Annotated in this window: 13 protein-coding genes and 1 other annotated feature; of the genes, 5 read left to right on the top strand and 8 right to left on the bottom strand. The window is 43.8% G+C overall.

Annotated features, from left to right (window positions below):
* Nucleotides 1–1,200 precede the first annotated feature (1,200 nt).
* Nucleotides 1,201–1,454, top strand: a binding site (T-box leader).
* 151 nt (nucleotides 1,455–1,605) lie between these two features.
* Nucleotides 1,606–2,820, top strand: a complete 1,215-nt coding sequence (locus LK416_12165) for an aminotransferase class I/II-fold pyridoxal phosphate-dependent enzyme (GenBank protein UEA74397.1) — start codon at nucleotides 1,606–1,608, stop codon at nucleotides 2,818–2,820.
* Nucleotides 2,821–3,271: 451 nt separating this feature from the next.
* Here LK416_12165 and LK416_12160 read toward each other — a convergent pair whose 3' ends face one another.
* From LK416_12160 to LK416_12145, 4 genes are all read right to left on the bottom strand, one after another.
* The gene (locus LK416_12160; protein ID UEA74396.1) at nucleotides 3,272–7,750 is read right to left on the bottom strand and encodes a hypothetical protein; all 4,479 of its coding nucleotides are present in this window, start codon (nucleotides 7,748–7,750) and stop codon (nucleotides 3,272–3,274) included.
* Nucleotides 7,737–8,462 carry a DUF6063 family protein gene (locus tag LK416_12155; protein UEA74395.1) on the bottom strand — a complete coding sequence of 242 codons (726 nt, stop codon included), beginning with the start codon at nucleotides 8,460–8,462 and terminating at the stop codon, nucleotides 7,737–7,739. The genes LK416_12160 and LK416_12155 overlap by 14 nt, the downstream gene beginning before the upstream one ends.
* 232 nt (nucleotides 8,463–8,694) lie before the next feature.
* Nucleotides 8,695–10,332, bottom strand: a complete 1,638-nt coding sequence (locus LK416_12150; GenBank protein ID UEA74394.1) for a hypothetical protein — start codon at nucleotides 10,330–10,332, stop codon at nucleotides 8,695–8,697.
* A gap of 125 nt (nucleotides 10,333–10,457) precedes the next feature.
* Nucleotides 10,458–10,649, bottom strand: coding sequence for a transcriptional regulator (locus LK416_12145; protein ID UEA74393.1), 192 nt, complete (start codon nucleotides 10,647–10,649; stop codon nucleotides 10,458–10,460).
* A 492-nt stretch (nucleotides 10,650–11,141) separates the two neighbouring features.
* Between LK416_12145 and pap the strand changes: the two genes are divergently transcribed.
* Complete coding sequence (gene pap, locus LK416_12140; protein ID UEA74392.1) at nucleotides 11,142–12,614, top strand: polyphosphate:AMP phosphotransferase; 1,473 nt, start codon at nucleotides 11,142–11,144, stop codon at nucleotides 12,612–12,614.
* Here pap and LK416_12135 read toward each other — a convergent pair.
* The 4 genes from LK416_12135 to LK416_12120 all read right to left on the bottom strand — a co-directional run bounded on the left by LK416_12135 (nucleotide 12,611) and on the right by LK416_12120 (nucleotide 18,345).
* Nucleotides 12,611–15,349, bottom strand: a complete 2,739-nt coding sequence (locus LK416_12135) for a CDP-glycerol glycerophosphotransferase family protein (protein ID UEA74391.1) — start codon at nucleotides 15,347–15,349, stop codon at nucleotides 12,611–12,613. The two genes, pap and LK416_12135, sit on opposite strands and share 4 nt — an antisense overlap.
* 116 nt (nucleotides 15,350–15,465) lie before the next feature.
* The gene (locus LK416_12130) at nucleotides 15,466–16,554 is read right to left on the bottom strand and encodes an NAD-dependent epimerase/dehydratase family protein (GenBank protein UEA74390.1); all 1,089 of its coding nucleotides are present in this window, start codon (nucleotides 16,552–16,554) and stop codon (nucleotides 15,466–15,468) included.
* 104 nt (nucleotides 16,555–16,658) lie between these two features.
* Nucleotides 16,659–17,474 carry a LicD family protein gene (locus LK416_12125; protein UEA74389.1) on the bottom strand — a complete coding sequence of 272 codons (816 nt, stop codon included), beginning with the start codon at nucleotides 17,472–17,474 and terminating at the stop codon, nucleotides 16,659–16,661.
* Nucleotides 17,475–17,595: 121 nt separating this feature from the next.
* A complete protein-coding gene (locus tag LK416_12120; GenBank protein ID UEA74388.1) occupies nucleotides 17,596–18,345 on the bottom strand; it encodes an HAD hydrolase-like protein in 750 nt (249 codons plus the stop codon).
* 400 nt (nucleotides 18,346–18,745) lie between these two features.
* Between LK416_12120 and LK416_12115 the strand changes: the two genes are divergently transcribed.
* From LK416_12115 to LK416_12105, 3 genes are all read left to right on the top strand, one after another.
* Nucleotides 18,746–19,468, top strand: coding sequence for a PD-(D/E)XK nuclease family transposase (locus tag LK416_12115; GenBank protein UEA74387.1), 723 nt, complete (start codon nucleotides 18,746–18,748; stop codon nucleotides 19,466–19,468).
* A gap of 12 nt (nucleotides 19,469–19,480) precedes the next feature.
* Nucleotides 19,481–19,720, top strand: coding sequence for a hypothetical protein (locus LK416_12110; GenBank protein ID UEA74386.1), 240 nt, complete (start codon nucleotides 19,481–19,483; stop codon nucleotides 19,718–19,720).
* A gap of 458 nt (nucleotides 19,721–20,178) precedes the next feature.
* Complete coding sequence (locus LK416_12105) at nucleotides 20,179–22,077, top strand: oligopeptide transporter, OPT family (protein UEA74385.1); 1,899 nt, start codon at nucleotides 20,179–20,181, stop codon at nucleotides 22,075–22,077.
* Nucleotides 22,078–22,134 lie beyond the last annotated feature (57 nt).

The raw sequence follows: 22,134 nt of genomic DNA, 5'->3' as shown, positions 1-22,134 counted from the left end.
TATTTGATGCACATGCCTGATTCGTAAAGGCTCCTGTGCCAACTCGTCCTTTGGACTCAAACAAGCACCCGCCTTTACTGGCAATGTGCTTCAAATAACGAAATCACCATTAATGTCAATTGACCATCCACCTGCTGTGGGTTGACTGCCACCTTTTTCATACAAATACATACAAAAACCCAGATGCATAAGCACCTGGGTCTTTGTATGTATTTAATTTTAGATTATTATCGAAGTATTCTGTAAATATTCGAGGTTTCCACACCTGCCATATAAAACGCCATTTTATATAAAATCTATAAATAAATTCTACTGAAGGATGAGCAAATATTTATGCTCCCGATGCAACTGCATCATTCAAATCTTAGATGTATGGTACAATATTTCAAAAGATGTGAAATGTTATACCGCAATGGTACATATTATATAAACTCCTGCTTATAACGAATCTAAACAAGTGGCATCTGTAACAGTCACTGCCTGAACAGATACTATGTTGTACCAATCCTTCCAACAATTTCTAAGCGTCTATGTGATATAGCCTAATGCCCTTGAAACACTATCTATATCTTGTGTTTTTGAACAATCCTAGCAGAACATAACCAGTAATCTAATACCTACGTCCCGATACTTCAATCTATGCCGAACCGGCATCCGTGTGGGGACTTGTTTCAAGTTATATCGATAAGGCATCCCGTGTGGAAACAACTTCCCAATCATGTATGCTGCTACGATAAAACTGTTCTTCAATTGTATCCAACGGAATCTCCTCCTTCCTTGAACTTCCGGAAAACATCTTTTACTTTTGACCAGTTTCCGTGTACCGGACCTCGATCTGTTTATCCGGGTGGCATCTGTTTGATGACCGTTCTTTAATGTATCTTTATTATATGTGATAATACCCGATTTGTCAACATTATTTTTTGACAATTTAATCATTTTATTGTATTTATTTTGTCTTTTTGTGTTCATTTATTGCATTGTGGTATTAATTGCATATATTGTATATTTAATTAAGGCTCTGTCGAACAATTCACATCTATTTGCATTATAAACCAATAAATATACCATTCAATTCCAGTTGATATATGCCTGCGTTTATTATCCATTTTCATCTGCTACACACATTTGACCGTCCGAAAAATTTGCATAAAAATTAAGTTGACTTTTCCCCTGTGCAGTGCTAGACTTTTAGAAAAATCAAAGGCTATGACAGGAAGGAGTACTTAAGCAAGTGTTACTTCAGAGAGCAGGCGGTTGGTGTGAGCCTGTAGAACATCTTAAGGAAGCAGTCCCCGAGCTGTGATTGCGAAATAGGTTTTAGATTAGCAGTCAACGGAAGGTTCCACGTTACAGGAACAACGGTTAAGAGATCTGGCCGTACAGAGTGCAGGAAGTTTTTTCCTGAAGTTAGGTGGTAACACGGACTATAAAATGATAAGTTCGCCCTAAGCAAAATTTATTTGCTTGGGCTTTTTTATTGTCATCTTATAAAGTCCGGCAGATTCCCATAACAACAGTTTCCTGTACAAAAATGGATTCTTAAGGTTGCTTAACTTCCGGTTTTGGGAGCCGGATAAATTCTTATAAAGAGAGGTATATCGCATGAGAACATACGAAAAATCAACGAAACTCGATAACGTTTGTTATGACATAAGAGGTCCTGTTATGGACGAAGCAAACCGCATGCAGGCAGCGGGCATTGATGTTCTGAAACTGAATATCGGAAACCCTGCACCATTTGGTTTTCACGCACCGGATGAAGTCATCAAAGACATGTCTTACAATCTGAGAGACACCGAAGGATATTCCGATTCCAAGGGCTTATTCTCCGCGAGAAAGGCTATCATGCAGTATTGCCAGTTAAAGCATATTCCAAATGTCGGAATTGACGATATCTATACCGGAAATGGTGTAAGTGAACTGATCACCATGTCTATGCAGGGACTTTTAAATAATGGAGATGAGATTCTGGTTCCTTCTCCTGATTACCCATTATGGACAGCTTCTGTCACACTGGCAGGCGGTACTGCTGTTCACTATATCTGTGATGAACAGAGTGACTGGTATCCGGATATCGATGATATGAGAAGTAAGATCACTCCAAATACAAAGGGTATCGTCGTGATCAATCCAAATAACCCAACAGGTGCCTTATATCCAAAGGAGATTCTGGAACAGATCGTTGATCTTGCAAGAGAATTCGACCTGATCCTGTTTGCAGATGAGATCTACGACAGACTGGTTATGGATGGCAGAAAGCATGTTGCACTCGCATCTCTGGCACCGGATGTATTCACGATCAGCTTCAATGGTCTGTCCAAATCCCATCGTGTAGCCGGTTATCGTATCGGATGGATGTGTCTGTGCGGCAGAAAGGATCATGTAAAAGGCTACATCGAAGGTCTGAATCTTCTGTCTTCAATGCGCCTTTGTTCAAATGTTCCTGCACAGAGTATCGTTCAGACTTCTCTGGGCGGTTATCAGAGTGCCGATGAACTTCTGCTTCCGGGCGGACGAATCTACGAACAGCGTGAATATATCTACAACGCCCTCTGTGACATTCCCGGTGTATCCGTTGTGAAGCCAAAAGCTGCTTTCTACATATTCCCGAAACTGGATCAGGAGAAGTTCCATATCAAGGATGATGAGAAGTTTGCCCTTGATCTTCTCCGTGAGAAGAAGATCCTGATCACCTGTGGTACCGGCTTCAACTGTACAGACCCGGATCATTTCCGTATCGTATATCTGCCGAATATCGTGCAGCTTAAAACCGCTATGGGAAGAATTGCTGATTTCTTAAGCTACTACCATCAGTAAACCTATTCGAACGCAAGTGTTTTGCGTAAATGCAGAAAAAGCTTATAGACTATAATATGCATGGGGCTATTGTAAAACAATTCTAACATTTTAGGCAAAATGAAAGAGATTATTACTGTTATGAAGTAAGCCTTATCCGAGGCCGGTACTTAGGTTGCGTCCTTTGCAACCTTATGTACCACTGCACGAGGATTAGAGCGCAAGCGTCTTACGGAATAATATGTAATAATCTCTTTCATTTTGGTTCTATACCTGCTTTTGGGGTTATAAATCTGTTTGACAATCATATCAGAACAAATGCCGAACATACCTTTGTGTAGCAAACCTATTCGAACGCCGGTTCTTAACGAACTGCATAAGCAGTGAGTTTAGCACCGCTGCGTGAGAATCGAACGCAAGTGTTTTGCGTAACAAATGGTATGTTCGGCATTTGTTTGTACGGTATAACACCTTATATAAAGTCGAAGGTTGCCTGCTGGTAGGTGATGTCCTGATATTCCAGTTCCTCCTGCGAGGTCTTGCTGGTGTAATCGACAACAACCGTCTGCTGGCGGTTACCGACCATCTGCTGGCCAAGAACGTAGTTCACATCAAATTTGCCGGTGATCGCCGGAGTTGCGCCACGGGCAGGAACGATCAACTGCACATGATTAGCTGCAAGCATGGCAAAGATCGGCTCCCAGATATATACATCCTTTGCCGCACCAAACGGATTATCGATAAAGATCGTCTTTGTAGAGATCTCGCCCTCTGCGCCATAGGAATACATACCTGCAATATAGTTGATGATCGCAACCAGAAACTGAATGTAGATACCCTGTGACTGTCCGGTACTACCAACCGCTTCTTCATAACGAAGATACCGGCTCTGCTCCTTGATACGCTCTCTCTTATATAGTTTCAACTTGATCGCATTCATGTCTGTGACCATTACGCCAAATAACCGCTTCAATGCAAGGCAGTCACGGATATAGCGAACACGCTTCCGCTCATCCTCATAGGCATCTGCGCCTTTTACGATATCGTCAATATAATCAGACATGCGCTGTGCAAGAAATTCTTCTTTTACATAAGGAATCGTCAGATCGACCATACGGATCACTTCTTCTCCGACGGTAATCTTCGATAATTTTGGAAGCTTCTCAAGCTCAGTCTTTACATCCATACAACGCTGTAAACACTGACTGCAGAAATTCTCCTTGATCGCAACCATATCTTCGATTCCCTTTTCCACTCTTTCCTTTTCCAGATCGATATAGGAAATGATCTGTAACAGGCTTTCAAGCAACGCCTTTGCATCATAGTAGTTTTCGGGTATGATGACATCTCTGCGGATCGTTTCTGCCATCTCGAATACACCCATTTCGCTGAGTGCTTCCGCTGTCTGTCCCTTGAACCGCATCAGTTCATTTCTTGTCTTTTCCAAATTCTTGCGGCTTCTGTCATATCGTAACAGACTGGTCTCAAATGCCTGTCGCAGCTCCTCTTTTCCGGCTTCTAACAGCTTACCGTTTTCTACATTAATGTCATTTGTATCTACGATACGTTTTACATCTTTATAAAGCTCGATCATATAGCCCTGCTCTTTGTTACAGGTCTCATATTCCTCTGCTGTCTTCTTATAACTCTGTTCCAGCTCGGCAAGGATCTGATCGCCCTGTGTGATCGCCTGCTCTGCTTCACTTAGAGAAATCTGTTCTTCTGCATATGCATCTTCACCATAAGTCTTTTTCAGACTGGCAACCGCATATTCGATATTTCCTTCCAATCTGCCGGAAGCCTTTGATACATTCTTCAGTTCTTCCGCCATCGATGCTGATACCAGTTCCAGACGCATCAATTCATCAGAAAGTGCCTGCAACTGCTGCTCGGATGTGGCAAATAACTGTGTCTGTGCTTCCAGATCCGAAAGCTTCACGCCACGCTTCTCGATCGTATGCAGAATACGATCCATTGACTGTGACAATGCCTGAACCAGCTTCTTCTTATCCTCTACATCCGGTGCATTTTTATTTGCTACTGCATACATCGCCATAAATTCTGTCTCTAGCACTTCATCAGAGATCGTAAGGATCTCGATATCCCGTCTGGATACATCTTCCGTTTCCTGTCCAAGTGCCACCTGAATCTTCTGCTTTGGATCCAGTGACACATCCACTTTTCCATCCTCCGGGTAATAAGGTTTGAAATAATTCTGCCATTTATCCTGTATATCCTGAATACTGTTTGCGATCGCAAGCATCCGTGCTTCCGTCTCGCTCACTGTTGTATTCCATCTGACTGCATCCCTCTTCAGTTCTTCGATCTGTCCGGTGATCCGCTGCTCTTTCTGAACATTCTCCGTATAACGGACTTCTTCCTCAACTGCCAGATCAGAAAGCTCCTTAATACGAAGCAGGATCGATTTGTCTTCCTCCAGCTCATGCAGCTTTTCTTTTACGGATGCCTCATCTTCTTTCTGATGCGTGATCCGGCTTGTCCGTTCTGCTATACGATCCTGAAGCTCACGGACCTCATCCTTTTTATTTAACAGATCCTGATTCAGCTTTCGTTCAATATCTGCCGCATCCAGGTGCCTCTCATCTGCCAGATGACCGACAAATGCCAGATCTTCCCGGTAGGTCGCAAGCTTCTCATCGATCATCGAAATCTCATCCTCAAGACCACGAATCTGGATCGTCAGTTCTTCTTTTAACGATTTCAGAATCTCATCGTCTGTGAAATATTCGCCTTTTCTGCAGACCATAACGGCATTTTCGTTTAAGGTAACTGCCTTTTCGGACAGGTCATCCATATCGTAGATTAAAACCATCTCATTGTCCGTCTGAATCGAATCCAGATTGATATCTTCGGCTATATCAGCGAAATTCTTCACGACTACTCCATACGGAAGTGCTCTGTTTTTCTTCAAGATCTCCGTCCGCTGCTCCGGCTTAAGTGCTGCCAGATAATCAGCTCCGTGCATCGCCATATGTCCATGTCTGGTCACGATATAATCAATAACTGCCGATGCTCCTGCACTCGGTCCGAATAAACGTCCGGATTCCAGATATTTGCGTCTTTCGAGCAAACGTTCAATCTCCTGTTTTCTGGTGATCGTCTCGGTCAGCGTTCCTGTGATCCTTGCATTGATCGCATCTATGATTTCTTCTGCTTTCTCTACACTATATACCGCCATAATGCTTTCTAACTTCTTAGCTGCCTGACGATATTCCTCTGCATCCAGATGGCTCGTCTCATATTCTTTTTCCAGTGTTTCCAGACTGTTTTCCGCAAGTGACAACCGGTAACGGTCTTCAAATACCTGCTCCTGATCTTCCCGGATGCTCTCTGCAAGTGCCCGTAAGGATGCCTCTAGTTCTTCTGCCTTTTCTTCGGATGCTTCGATCACGTTTGCCGCATCCGACACAACAAGCAGGGCAACCTGTGAGGTCAGCTCGGATATCTTGTTATTTAAGGACTGTAATTTGTCCGAAGCTGCCCTCCGGTTGTCTCCGGATACGGCCAGCTCGATCTCGCCCTCTTTGATGCATTTTGTGCAGTAATCAGCTTCTTTCACCGCATGTTCATGCGACTGTTCGACCTCCTCCTTTGCCAGAAGAAGCTCTTTCAAATGTGCATCATCCCTGAGCTTTCTGTTATAGGCATAGACCGTCATCTTCTCGCGGTCTGCACCGGTATTCTGTAAGATATGATCGATGATCTTCTGGTTCTCGGATAACTGTTTCTTATCTTCCAGATAACCCAGATAATCATTGATACTTTCTTTCATATTCATATCCTGCTTTAATGCCGATACCTGTCGTTCATTTTCAGCAAGATTTGCATTTAACTGCTCTGACTTATCCCGAAGCTCTTGCAGACGGAAACCATCTCTGGTGATCTTCAGATTCTCCAACCGCTTCTTCTGACTTTCCTTCTGTTCAAATGCAGTCTGTTTTGCTACAAGCAGTTCTTCCAGATGTTCATTTTCCCTCGATGTCAGTTCTTTTCCCGTCACATAGATATCCGCAAGCTGCCTTGTGATATCTTCGTGTGCCTCGTACTGGTTGATACAGGAATTGACCTTTGCCTGCAGGACATTGATCAGCTCGATCTGATGATCGAAGTTCGCAATATCCCTCTTCTTCTGTGCCAATACGTTCAATTTATCCTTAATGTCAAGCAGAGTTTCTGCCATTGTGCTCTCATCCCCATCCCTACCGGTACGGGTCAGAAATGCTTTCTCTATGATCTCCTCGATCAGCAGATCCTCTACTACTTTTCTGGTCGTCTTATAATTCGTCTCAAAATAAGTACGGACATGACCCTCTGTCTTATTGATTCCACGGATGATCTCCCAGTGGCTCTCATGCAGACCATATTCGCTGATGAACCGCTGGTACTCCCCTTTCCGCTCAAACAGACGCACTTCAAGGCTCATATCCTTATGTCCAAGCTCCTTAATGTAGGATTTTAGACCACTGTATGTAATTCTTTCATTACCATTTGACAATGGAAGATTAATGATATCGTTCTTATTGTAATCCCGATAGAAAATGCAGTAATTGAAATATTCGATCGCCGCCGTCTGTCCGTCCTGTGATGCTCCTTCATCGGATTCCTTTGCTTTTCTAGCACAGAAACCGGTCGTCATGTAGCGGTATCCGTCCTTGATATCCGCATCGTCTAATTTCCATTCGATCAGGGAATGAATAGTCGTATTGCCGCCGCCATTCCGGAATAATTTCTCGATCGGCTGCTTATCATCTAACGTACAGTTCGGTATCAGATTCTGAAGCAGAAGAAGCATCAGCACACTCTTTCCTCCACCATTTGCAAGGTCATAAAGCGTGTTCTTGCCATACATCCGCATCGAAAAATCATCGTACTGCTGTGTACCAAAATTGTATTTTACATTATTCACTCGTATTCGGTTAATGCACGGCATCCTCTTCACCTCCAAGCAGCTGATACAGACGTCCCCTGTATTCTTCAAAGTAATTCTCACATAACGCCTTGAACCGATCGGTCGGATAGTAGCGTTCTTCGTTCTCGACAAATAATTTCTGGCTGACCATAAAGTTAAATGTCAGCTTCACATAACCGGATTTGGATGCCTTTGACGCCTTCGTCTTTTCTCCGTCATAGACTGCATGACTGACTGCCGGAAGCTCATCCCACAGCAGTCCAACCGCTTTAAAGCTCTCTGCCCCGACATCCTCTGCGGAAAATACAGACAACCGCTTCGTCACATCTGCCAGATATTTGTCCGCCTCTTCAATCACCTTTTCCGGCTTGATAAATTCACGGAACTGATAGCTTCCGGAATCTTTATAAAAATACAGCAGGATCACATACATGAGGAAATAGCATAGGAACAATTCTTTATTCAGCCGCAGTCCAAGTATGCGCTTCATATCGTCATTTGTATAACCAAATACCCGGTTGCCTTCACCCGGAGTGATATAAAGTGCTTCATTGTATTCGTAAATACTCAGATTCAGTTTCTTTAACAGATTGCCTACAATCTCGTAGACCTCTGCATTTCCATAATAATCTTCGTACAGAGCACTGTTTTCTCTGCTTGCTTTCGCGATCGTTTCGCCCTGTATCAGTCTGGCGTAGATCTCAATCGCCTTATCCAAATTTCTGCTGTCCATCTTTTTTCCTCACATGTATTTTTATCATTGATGTTTGAACAAAATATCTATTCATATATTTGTCTGTATATATTGACTTTGTCAATCAGGGGACGCTTTCGCTCGTTGAGTCCTGCAGCGGTACTAAGATGCCACTCATGTGCCATCAAGTACCGGCGGACTCAAATGCCCCTGTATTAACAAATCAATATTTACAGACAATATACATACTATTTTTTTGTTCAAATATCATCTATCGCACTTCAAACAGGATGTTCGTCACATACATATCCTCTCCAACCGGGATCTCCTCGGTGCTGTCAAAGGTCAGCGTGAAGCGCATATCTTTGTATGGCTCAAATGAGATGTCCGGAGCATAAGCATCTTCCGAATAAATGTCCGGTACGCTTACGGTTGAAATGCTGTCGGCTGTAGCCTGTGGTATCTGCTGCTCTCCGATGCTGTCCCGAACCTTCTGATATTCCCGGATGCTGTCAACTACCAGCTTTTCAAGCATGGTATCCTGCTTCTTTAACATCCGGCTGATATCATATTCCTTCTTCTGTGCCAGATGGGTAAGGAATGCGTAATAATCGGCATTCTCATAGATTTCTTTTCCAAATCGTATCTCAAGGAATCCGTTGAATTCTTTCAGGCTGAGTTTCTTCCAGCGGACAAGTACATCCATCAGTTCAAAGAATAACTTACCGTAGTTCCTGCCGGAGCGTTCTTCCTCGATCTCATCCTCATAGCGGAAGTTTGCATTTACATCTTCTTTCTTTGCTGTCACCATCTTCGCCTCATCCTCTGATTTGAGCGTAAGAAGATTGTCGATCGATGTCATCGAAAATGACTTTGCGATCGCCGGTGCAAATAAAGGAGCAAGGATCATGCCCATCTTATCCGGCCGATCCTCCCTGATCATCTTCTGTAATTCCTTTTCAAAATCAAATACCGGACGCAGACGCTTTAACTTCGCCTTCTGAATAATGTTGTCCGATATATTCTGTAATTCCATGGTGCTGTTGATCAGATTTCCATGCTTTAATATGGTCTTCTTCAATTCCAGTTCCAACTGACTAATCTCATCCAACAACGTAGAACCTTTTGTCAGGTGGTCAAAGTTCGCTTTCGCAACTGCCTTATCGACCAGCGTCTTGTTCTTCGCAAATAATTTCTGTTCCTCGGAAAACCATTTTCCAACCGTCTTCATATATTTCTCATAAGCTTCTGCCCCGGCGAATACATCGTAAGAAAGCAGATCTACGATATCGTCTTTTTCTCTTACAAGCCGGTTCACTTCGCTGTTGATCCGCTTGACAACCTCGATACCTCCCTTGAAATTCTCTCCGGTGATCATCTTCTCAAGCAAAACCTGTTCTACATTGATCTTGCTCTCGTCCTTGATCTCCTTGGTATCAAGATAGAATTCTATCCCATCCGCAGTTATGTAATAGAGCACTTTTCCATCCGTGATCCGGCTGTCGATCAGTCTGACACGTCCGGTCTTCTTCTGCTTCTTACCCGGATCGTAAAATGTAAATTCAAATGCTTTTCCGTCATTTCTGATCTTGTCAAATATATATAAGATCAGGTCTGCCATATCCTCGTCCTCGATCTCAATATCGAAATCACGGATCAGTAGCTCTTTTATAAATGCTTCACACTGGGGATATGTGATGTCCCTCTCGTTGAAGTTGTTTTCCTCAATAAAAAAACGCAGTACCGCCATGGTGATATATCCCATATCCAAACTGTTATATCGTCCATCCTTGTACTGTGTAAATGCAGTTTCCGATAACACAAAAAACGGGTAGTATTTTCTTAAGTTATACATTCTCGCATTATGTTCTTCGATTATGTCATTGATCATCACGTACTGCTTTGCCACTGTTTCTACTCCCTGTTTTGTGTGCTTTATTTTCTGTTTTTCTTAAAAAATCACGGACACATAACATGCCCGTGATTTTTCAATACCTATTCGCCCATCATCTGTTTAAAAAATAATTACCTGAATCAGTCCTGCTTTGCAAGATTTTCTTTGTCTACTTTGTAAACCATAAGACGAAGAAGATAGTATGGCATTCTTCTATTTCCAAGTTCCCAGTCCTGTACAGTTCTATACGGTATCTCGAAATACTCAGCAAATTCGCGTCTGTTCATTCCTGTAGACTTTCTTAATTCTAATAATTCTTCACCTGATGTCATAGTCTGCGTCCCTCCTGTATCATTCCTATGTGCATTCTTTCTGAAAAAAAAAGAATGCTTTCATTCAATATTATTTCAAAATTCAGCACAAAATAAATTCTACAAGAATCCAACCCTAACCTCATGTATATTCTACAATATAACAGTCGGCATGACAATAGGATTTGTTAACACAATAAAAAAAATTTTTATATGCGTGTTCTTCTCGATTTGATATTTAATGCATTTTGTCCATTGACTTTATGATATAACCGGAAAATAATGAAATTAATTTTTTAAATTATACATTGATATGCATGGGATACCTTTAACATTACCAATCAGGGGACGCTTCCGCTCGTTTCGGTCTGCAACGGTACTAAGATGCCGCTAATGCGCCATCTAAGGACCGGCGACCTCAAATGCCCCTGTATTGGTAAGTTAAGATATCCCAACGCATAATTCACACAATATAAAAAAATTAATTTCATTATTACACAGGGGGTGTTATGTATGTTGAATAATCGAATTATGAAGGAAAAGCCATCGGACGAGGAAATGAAGACACGGTTAAAGGCTTTGCAGGAAAAGCTGGCGGCGCAGACGCTAGCCGTCCGGGAACACAAGCTTCCGGTCATTGTTCTGGTAGAAGGCTGGGGTACTTCCGGCAAAGGCAGTCTGGTCGGACGGATCATCAACAATATCGATCCACGTTTTTACCGGGTTGCATCGCTGGAAAAGGTCAGAGAAGAAGACAGACGGAAACCATTTCTCTGGCGATTTGTAAAAGAGATACCGGAAGCCGGCAATTTTGTCTTTATGGATTCCGGCTGGATGGATCAGCTTACGCGTGAATACGCACACAAAGAATTGTCAAAAAAAGACTACGAGCTTCGAATTGCCAATGTTCGGAGATTTGAACGACAGCTGACCGATAACGGCTATCTGGTTGTCAAATTCTTCCTGAACATCTCGAAGAAAGAACAGAAGAAACGGATCCGGACGCTTGCCGATGATCCTGCAACCAAATGGAGAGTGACCGATACCGACCTTGCACAGAACAAGCATTATGACAAATACATGGATATTTTTGACAAATTCTTAGATGCTACCGATTCTTCCCGCGCACCATGGTATATCATCGATGGCAGCTCCAAGAAATGGGCAGAGCTTCAGGTTCTAGAAATCCTGACCGAAGGAATCGATGTTGCCCTACAAAATCATTCACTGGCAGTTCCGATCCCACAGAATGTATTCCCTCTTATGGACATGCCGAAGCTGTCGGATATCTCTTTACAGGACAAGACGGTATCTGATGAAGAATATTCCAAACATCTGAAAGAATTACAGGGAAAGCTTCGAGAGCTGCACAACAGCATTTACCACAAAAAGATTCCTGTCATCATTGCATACGAAGGTTGGGATGCTGCCGGAAAAGGCGGCAATATCAAGCGTGTAACGGAAGCATTAGATCCTCGCGGTTACGAAGTATTCCCAATCGCAAGTCCTCTTCCGTATGAAAAATCCCGACATTTCCTCTGGCGTTTCTTCACCAGGCTTCCACGCTCCGGTCATGTAGCTATCTTCGACCGAACATGGTATGGCAGAGTCATGGTAGAACGGATCGAAGGATTTTGCAGTGAAAATGACTGGAAACGTGCTTACAACGAAATCAACGAATTTGAAAAAGAACTGTATGACTGGGGTGCTGTGATCATCAAATTCTGGATACAGATTGATAAAGACACTCAGCTTGAACGATTCACGCTGCGTCAGAATACACCGGAAAAACAATGGAAGATCACAGATGAGGACTGGCGGAACCGTGAAAAATGGGATCAATACGAAACAGCCGTCAATGAAATGCTGCAAAAAACAAGCACCACCTATGCTCCATGGCACATCATCGAATCAGTCGATAAAAAATATGCCCGGTTAAAAACCCTGGAGATCATAGTTGATGCTATAGAAAAAGCTATATCTTAATGAATCTTTGTCTTCTGGTAGTCGATCATGACATCATAGATCCGTTCACAGTTGTCATGGTCGTCAAACCGGAAGAAATCATCGGCACGTCTGCGGTACTCCGGTTTCATCTCGCAGTTATTCTGCATATAAGAGATCAGAACATCGATCAATTCGTCGTTGTCCTCACAGATCTCGCCAAATCCCATCGTATCATAGTGGAAGGTTCCTTCCTCATAATGCTTCGGTATATCGTGATGGTGCAGGTAGACCACCGGCTTACGCATATAAGCAAAATCGAACTGAACACCGGAGAAATCCGAAACCATCAGACTGGATTCCCGGAACACCTTCTCATAATTGACACCGGAATGTCCATGAACGGCAACCGCCGGAATGATCTCTACCGAAGGATTCTTATCAAAATCATCGATCTGCGGGCTGACGATCGGATGCAGTACATAGACGATCTTATAATTATATTTCTGTGCCGCAGCGATCAGACGCTCATCATTAATAAGGCTGTTATATACCTGATAATAGGTTGTCTCCTTAAAAAGTGGATTGTAGTCACGGCTCACACCCTCATTCTTTGTAACCGGAACTGCTGCCTGCATCCGCCAGGTCGGGGATAACAGGATCTGCCGTTTATCTTCATTTATAAGTCCATCATAACGCGGTACTCCGGTCAGCTTCAATGCATCATAACCCTCATAGCCGTAGATTGGCTTCGATAGATTTTCAATCTCATATTTGGATGCACAGAAATACAACCGTGTATTATCTCTCAACCGGTTCTGCGCAACTGCAATCTTCTGGATAGACATACCATGCTGGACACAGGCTACATGGAAGTTCATCAGATCACGGATCAGTGCCGAATTGATCGTACCGAAATCATTAAATGCGTAGACGGTAGAGTTTGACACGATCACCATATCCGCATACAAAAATGCATACCGGTGCTTGACGCTTCTCCGTTTGACCGGCTTCATGCCTTCGCGTTCCAGACGTGCGTAATCTTCCGATGCCCCATCTGCCAGATAATAGCATTTGATGCCATCCTTCTTGCTTCTTGCATATTTGTACATATATTCAGCAGAGTCCCCCGCCTTATATATCTTATCAAAAAAGAGCCAGATCGGACGATGCTTTAAAAACGGCTTTGCCTTTAAGAACGCCCGGACAATGATAAACTTAATAACCTTCTTCTGTCCGGTTGCAAACATATCTCGCCATAACGTCAGTTCTCTGCCTGCAATCTTCCCATGCTTTACCGGATCAACCTTCATGATATTGGCTTCTGTCTTATACATATACAGCTTCTTATTGATCTTCCAATAGCTGTGACGGAAACGGTCGCACAAACGGCTGAAATGAGAATCGAATTCCAGAGTGACCGGAAGATCCTCTACCGACATTCCCATCGTTTCACCATTTTCAAAGACATCCGCCCGGACTCTTGTTACATAAGCCAGTTCTGTTTCCTGTCCATATGGAAGCTCCACCCGGATCGTAAATGCCCGAAGCTTGAAGATCGACATGCCAAATGCTTTTGTATGTGCATACCGCTCATTATATTCTGCCGGATAGAAGCGGTCACCGACCAGAACACCAAACTCTGCTCCATTCATCAAAAGAATCGGCGATAACCGTCCTTCGATCGTAAGCTCTGTGTGATCCTCCATATCTTTATTATCCATAAACTGAATGTCCGCCGTCGGCTTCGTAAGTTCTCCGATCTGAATATCATTATAGCTGTAGCAGCCATCCGCAAAATCAAATTCCAGACCGGTGTCCTTATACTTTAAGATCAGCAATACCCATACCAGACAGTCTTCATTCTTCATATCCACATGATATCCCTGATTCTCACAAATGATCGAATCATCTATATAAGAGAGCACTTCCCCAAGCTTCCACAAAAAAGCCTCGCCGTCGGTCTCTTCAAATAAATGCTTGTTCAGGTTATCGAGATTTGCCTGGATCATAAATTTTACAATGAACAGTGCATGCTGCATAACAAGCATTTGCAGGGTTTCCTGATGGATGGACATTTCCTTTAACCATTCGATCAGCTGATCAACGGTATCCTTATACCATGCCCGGTCATAGATTCCTTCAAAAAAGGTCTTATCCCCTTCAAAGCTGTTTTTCAAAGTATAGTCAACACCATCGATATAATAGAGCTTCTCATCCAGACAGGCTCTTGCCTGAACCGCAAGCAGCCATTTTAATACCGGAAATGATCCCTTTACCAGAACGTCCTCCAATGTGTGTGCAGGGCTTCCGAATGTCACATTTGCATCCTGCCCGGCATTCTGTATTCCGGCATCTGCAATCTCCATCAACTGATTTAACAGACTTCCCTTAAATATCATACCGAATGGTGTAAATCCGTGCAGGAATCTTAAAATCTCCGTAGAGATCACACCATTTGCAAGCTGCTCATAGACACCATGAAATTCCTGATCTCTGTCCAGCTTCTGTGCAAGCCAGGGCGCATGCTTTCCTTTCTCGCGATATGCGGAAAACGGCGCATACATAATTCCCTTCTTGCTGTTCCTGCTCGGTCCGTATTTCTTCGGCAACAGAAAGATATCTCCGTTCCTGTGGTCATCAACAAAGGTCACGATACGCGCAAAATCCTCATCTGAAAGGATATCGCCCTCTTCCATCAAAAGGAACATCCCCTGCTCATCAAATTTTCCATGTATACTGAAGCTGTCCGCTCCGACTACGATCCTGTTTACCAACTGTCACTTCCTCCTGTTTTCTTTATCCCAGACTTTCCTGTAATGCAAATAACTGCTGCTACCATAGAACAGGTCGTCCCCTGCAGCAGCAGTTTCTGTTTATTTCTTTCCGAACTTTATCTTGTATACTCCATGCTCTTCATCATACGGGTATACATTTCCTCAAGACCGATCACCGGCTTCCATCCAAGTGCCTGAAGTTTATCTGAATTCAATCGCATATTTACATCCGGTGCATAGCCAAATGTCATGGCACTTTCCGGTATGTCAAATACGACCTTGATCTCATTATTTGCCAGTTTCTCTGCAACCATCTTTGCCATATCTCCGATCGTGATGTGTGCTTCCGGATGTGCTACGGTATAGGCTTCACCATCATTTCCTTTTACAAGAAGGAGTAAGATACCCATTACGGCATCTCTGGTATAGCAGTAGTTGCCAACGGATTTTCCGGCTGTGTGCAGAACGATATCTGTCTTATTCATAGCAGCCTTTGCAAACTGTGCAAATACACGGTTCTCCTCATAGCTGATGCCTGCGCCAAATGTCTGTGACAATCTTGCGATACGAACCGGCAGCTTATACTCACTTGCGTAAGAAGAACACATACATTCGCAGAGACGTTTGCCCTCCGGATAACAGCTTCTTGGATTGTGGATATCGATGTATCCCAGATCATCTTCCTTTACATATGGCTTTTCAGGATCCGGTGCGCCAAATGCTTCCATCGATGATATATATACAACACCCTCGGACTGCTTCTCCTTACCAAGGTCTAACATATTCTTTGTACCATTTACCGCAGTCATGATCGTCTCCACCGGATAGTCCACAAAGAACTTGGATGCTGTAGGGCTTGCTGCATGGATGATGTAGTTGATCTGTACTTCTGAGATCTTCCTGCCATTTGACAGGGTTACAGTCTCATCGGTAACCGGATCTCCGACATCACCGATCACATACACCAGCTTATCCTTTGCAAATTCATCATAGATCTTGTCTGCCTTTTCTGCATTTCTGACAAATGCATAGATCGTGATATCAGCATTCTTTACTTCGTTCATCTTAAGCAGTGCCTTTACGATCTGTGAACCAACCAGTCCGGTTGCTCCTGTGATCAAGATGGATTTGCCGTATAATTTCTCATAATCTCCACCTGCATTTGCAATATACAACAGATCTTCTTCTAAAATCTTATCTTTCATTATTATTTCCTCCTGCAATATTTTTTCTAAATATCTGTACGAATTGTTATCCTGTCATGGAAAGCACTTTCGGCATATTGCTATGCCCGCCGTGCAAATATCTATTATTCTTCCACCTGATACATTTTGATAATGTGAGCTTTCCGGTCTTCTTCCGGCGGAAGCTTCATATAGTCACCGTAAAGGGATGTCAAATAGTAATCGGTACAACCCGGTGCGATCAGCTCCCGTCCGCCAAATGTCACTTTCATTGGTTTTACATATTCTTCCCTTGGCATCTTCTCCTGCGGACCATAGCCACAGGCAATGCCGCCAACATATTTGCATGATTCAAAATCATATTGTGTACATAACCGGATCAGCTTCTTCACTGTCCGCTTCTTGCCCCATATCAAATGCGCAAATGGTTTCAGGATCGGCTTCACGATCTTCTTGACCAGATTACCGCCCCGCCCTGTCTTCATCTTCAGATATTGGATGATGCGGCGATACCAATGTGCCTTTTTATAGATCCGTTCAATCTCTGCATCATCATCCGGCAGTCCATCCATCGGGAAAATATCCATCCACAGATAGATATCATATTTGTCCTTTGTATAATATTTGTCCAGTCTGGTCCTCGTATCCGCAAGCTTCGTATATGGTTCATCCAGATTGCCAAGGCTCGTCGACAGGAACTTATGATCCGGCAGAAACGGCTGCTCTTTGATCACTTCCTGTAATCTCTCATAATCCGGTCTTGGCATCAGAATGTCGATATCATCATCCCACGGAATAAAATCCTGATGTCTGACTGCTCCAAGCAGCGTGCCGCCGCACAGATAATACCGCAGCCCATGCTTCTCACACAGATCATGGAACATGAACACCATTGTTTTCTCACGCTCATGGATATCCTCAAGCGTCAATAATTTTCTCACGTTTTCGTCTCCTCTTTTATGGTATGTGCCTGCATTTGCCTTCTATATACCCTTAATATCCTTATGAATACCCATTAAAAGTCTCCTTATAATATCCAAAAGGGCTTCTGTCTAATCTCTCTTACAATGTCAGGAGTTCCTCCGGGCAGCTGATGATATATTCCGCGCCGGCTTTTTCAAATTCCTCACGGTTTCCATATCCATACAGAACACCGACCGTATCAATTCCACAGGCATGTCCGCCATCAATGTCAAACATCCGATCACCGATCATGATGGCATCCTTTTCATGTATCTGTGTCTTAACCTCTGGCTTGGAATCGTCCATCATGACTGCCTCTTCCCGGTCTGCCTGTGGCATATCCGTACCTTCCGCATCGGCTTCCTTCAACCGCTTCAGGCACTCTGCGATCAGCACCTGCTTGTCCGAGCCGGTTCCATCCGGATTGCTTCCTACCACAACATCAAAGTACTGTGCCAGATCGAATTTCGCCAGTATCTTCTTCGTTGGTTCTGTCGGTTTGGAGGTCGCCACTCCGATCTTCGCGCCTTTTTCTTTTAAGGCTTTGAGTGTCTCCGGGATTCCATCATAGATAGATGTCTCATATAGGCCTATCACGTTATAGCGTTCTCTGTATTTGTCCACCAGCCAGAGTGCCTGATCGTGGTCAACATGACATTTGGATGTAAAGGAATCGTACAACGATGGTCCGATAAATGTCTTTAACACTTTCTCCGATGGCTCCGGCAGTCCGGCTGCATCCAGAGCATAGCGGATGCAGTTGAGAATGCCCGGCTCGGACTGGCTTATTGTGCCGTCCAGGTCAAATAAATAGTATTTATACATAGTGTTGCCTTTCTGTCCGTTCAAAATTCACGCCACCATTGTAGCATAGATCCTTTTTTCTCTCAACAACATTGATATAATCTTGGGTTATGGGGGGATAAACAGCAAAAATTACCGAAAGTTACATCCAGACATACCATTTGTTACATTTACGTTTTTTCTCATTCTTTTTCTGCTATGCTGTTCCTGTCGACAAAACAGGCGCCGGAAATCATGAGGAATAAAATCTATGTATAACCAAAACAACAATCATCACCTTAACAATCAACCGATATCAAACGAAAAAATTACCAACCATAACCATGCCAGTCAACCAACCAATGGTTCTCCAATAAACATCCACCAGCTCTTTCCTACTCGCACGGAAAAGGAATGTCTTGCGGAGCTCCGGAAGCATCCGCGAAGCTACTTTGCCTATCAGAACATGACACAGGAATGGAAGAACCGTTTTCTGGGATTTATGGAGGGTAAAAAAACTCTGCCTTTAACTTATGATCCATTTTTCAAGAAGCTGTTCAACCCGGACATCTATCCGGAACGGCTATCCAGTCTGATCAGCAGTATCATCGGAACAAGGGTGACGGTTCAGTGTATCCTGTCAAATGAAGACAGCATGCTGCCGTCCACCTCGCTCCTGCTTCTGGATATCCTTGTCCAGTTGGAAGATGGCTCGATCGCAAATGTCGAGATCCAGAAAATTCCATACGCTTTTCCGGGTGAACGTATGTCCTGCTACTCCTCCGATCTCATGCTGCGTCAGTATACAAGAGTGAAAAGCCTGAAAGGAAACGCCTTTACCTACAAGGATCTGAAAACGGTTTACACGATCGTAATGTTTGAAAACAGTCCTAATGAATGCAAAGAGACACAGGTATCAGACATTTATCTGCATCATGGGAAAACTGTTTTTGATACCGGCATCAAACTGAATCTTTTGCAGGAATTCTATGTGGTTGCCCTTGACGTTTTCCGTGAAAGTAAGTATGCTAAAGATATCAATGAACTTAATGCATGGCTGTCATTACTGACTGCCCAGTCGGTTGACGACCTTTCTGCACTGGTATCTGACTATCCTTGGATGGAAGCCATCTGTAAGGATATGTCTGAATATATGTATGATCCGGAGGAGGTGATCACCATGTTTTAAGAAGCACTTCGAATGTTAGATGAGAATACGGTTCACTATATGATCGATGAACTACAAAAGGAACGAGATGAAGCGGTAGCGGCTCTGTCTGAAAAGGACTCCCTGATATCCGAAAAAGATGCCGCTCTCTCTGAAAAGGACTCCCTAATATCCGAGAAGGATGCCGAGATTGCGGCTGTTCTTTCTGAGAAGAACGCAATGATTTCTGAGATTGCAGCTTTAAAAGCACAGCTTGCCGCCCTCAATAAATAAACTATTTTATAACAATAACACATAAAGCAAAAACGCCTGCTGGCTGTATCCATGGAATATACGATATTCCTTAGGTACAACCAGCAGGCGTTATTCTTTAAACACATCCTACCTGTTTCCAACTCTATGGCTGGTGGCAGGTGAATTGAAACATTAGTGGAACTTTCGTTATGAGGTTTGCACTAGCTGTCAGCACCAAGCCCTTGTCTGAGTCCGTAAGGACGAGTTTGGGCGGCTGCTGACAAATCAGCGTGCGAACCGAATAGAAAGTGGAACGCGTTTCAAACCACCTGCCAGTAGCCATAGAGCTGGATACAGATGTAGTTTCCTTCTATTTTATTATTTCAGCTTCCATGTCTTGACATATCTGATGAAGCTCTTTTTTCAGATTTTCTGTGTATGTTTCTGCCAGACTCTGTACATACTAGTGGCATAAAACTATGATTTGAGGGTTGTATATGAAACAATTTAAACCATATATTCCGGCAGATAAGGTGATGCCGGAGCTTACACCTACTTCTGTGATTCTTGGCATTATCCTGGCGGTCGTGTTCGGCGGTGCAAATGCTTATCTGGGCTTACGAGTCGGTATGACCGTCTCCGCTTCCATCCCTGCTGCCGTTCTTTCTATGGGTATTGTGCGCATGATCATGCGCCGCGATTCAATTCTTGAAAATAATATGGTGCAGACGATCGGCTCTGCAGGTGAATCTCTGGCCGCCGGAGCTATCTTTACGCTGCCAGCCCTGTTCATGTGGGCAGATGAAAATCCCGATATAAAACCTCCATCTTTTCTGATGATTGCATTTGTCGCCATCTGTGGCGGACTGATCGGTGTTCTGTTCATGATCCCGCTTCGTACCGCTCTGATCGTAGAAGAACATGGTACACTTCCATTTCCGGAAGGAACTGCCTGCGCTGAAGTACTGCTCGCCGGAGAAACCGGCGGTCACAAATCCATGCAGGTATTTTCCGGGCTTGGCATCTCTGCTGTCTATAAATTTATCGCTGATGGTCTGCATTTGTTTCCAAGTGAGATCACATGGACGATTTCCTCTTATAAAGGATCTGGCTTCGGTATGGATGTCCTCCCTGCGCTGGTCGGTGTCGGCTATATTTGTGGTGCAAAGGTTGCTTCGTATCTGTTAAGCGGTGCTGTGCTTGGATGGTTTGTTATCATGCCTTTGCTCGTTCTTATTGGAGGTGACAACATCCTGTTCCCCGCTTCCGTTCCGATCCGCGAACTGTCAGTCGATCAGTTATGGGGAAATTATGTGCGGTATATCGGCGCAGGCGCGGTGGCAGCCGGCGGCATCTTCAGCCTGCTAAAATCATTTCCGCTGATCGCATCCACATTTGCCAAAGCCCTGAAAGGCTTCGGACATACAGATGGAAATTCGCGAACATCTAAAGACATTCCGCTTCCTTATGCGATCGGCGGTATCCTGATCGTAGCATTTGGTCTGAGTGCATTTCCTGATATTCCGATCAATCCGGTCACATCCATTCTGATCATTATTTTCGGATTTTTCTTTGCAACCGTATCTGCAAGAATGGTCGGTGTCGTCGGCTCGTCGAATAACCCCGTGTCCGGTATGGCGATCGCAACCCTGTTATTTGCAACGATCCTGTTAAAGCAAGCCGGCATAACAGGATACCGGGGTATGACATCTGCCATCTGCATCGGTACTGTTATCTGCATAATTGCAGCCATGGCCGGAGACACCTCGCAGGATCTGAAAACGGGGTATATCGTCGGTGCAACCCCATATCTGCAGCAGATCGGCGAACTGATCGGATCGATCGCTTCCGGTCTTGCAATCGGTGGTGTTCTCTATCTGCTAAATACCGCATGGGGATATGGTTCTACCGAGCTTCCTGCTCCGCAGGCAACCCTTATGAAAATGGTCGTTGAAGGTGTTATGAATGGAAATCTTCCATGGGGGCTTGTTATTGTCGGCATTTGCATTGCTGTCGTTGTCGAGATCTTAGGTATCCCGGTTCTACCATTTGCCATCGGACTGTATCTGCCGATTTACCTGACAGTTCCGATCATGATCGGTGGTCTGATCCGCCTTTTCATAGAGAAACGTCGATTTGCCGATGAAGTTTCCCGCGAAACCGTCCGCAATAATGGTATCCTTTTTTCCTCCGGTATGATCGCAGGTGAAGGGCTGGTTGGAATCCTGCTTGCCGTCCTTGCCGTATTCGGCGTAAGTGATCGGATCAATCTGGGACTTATGGGATTCCATCTTGGAAAATGGGGCGGCTGCCTGTTCTTCCTTGCCCTGCTTTTCAGTATGATCTACATGATCCATAAAACGAAGGATAAACAATCATCCAATAACACACTTTAATATCTTCACCCGGAAAGGATTTATTTTCTCATGCAAAAATATAATATACAAAATGTC

The organism is Lachnospiraceae bacterium GAM79 (assembly GCA_020735665.1).
In the GTDB taxonomy this organism is placed as follows: domain Bacteria; phylum Bacillota; class Clostridia; order Lachnospirales; family Lachnospiraceae; genus Coprococcus.
Note: the sequence above shows the minus strand (reverse complement) of the source record. Positions and strands in the feature narration are given on the sequence as shown.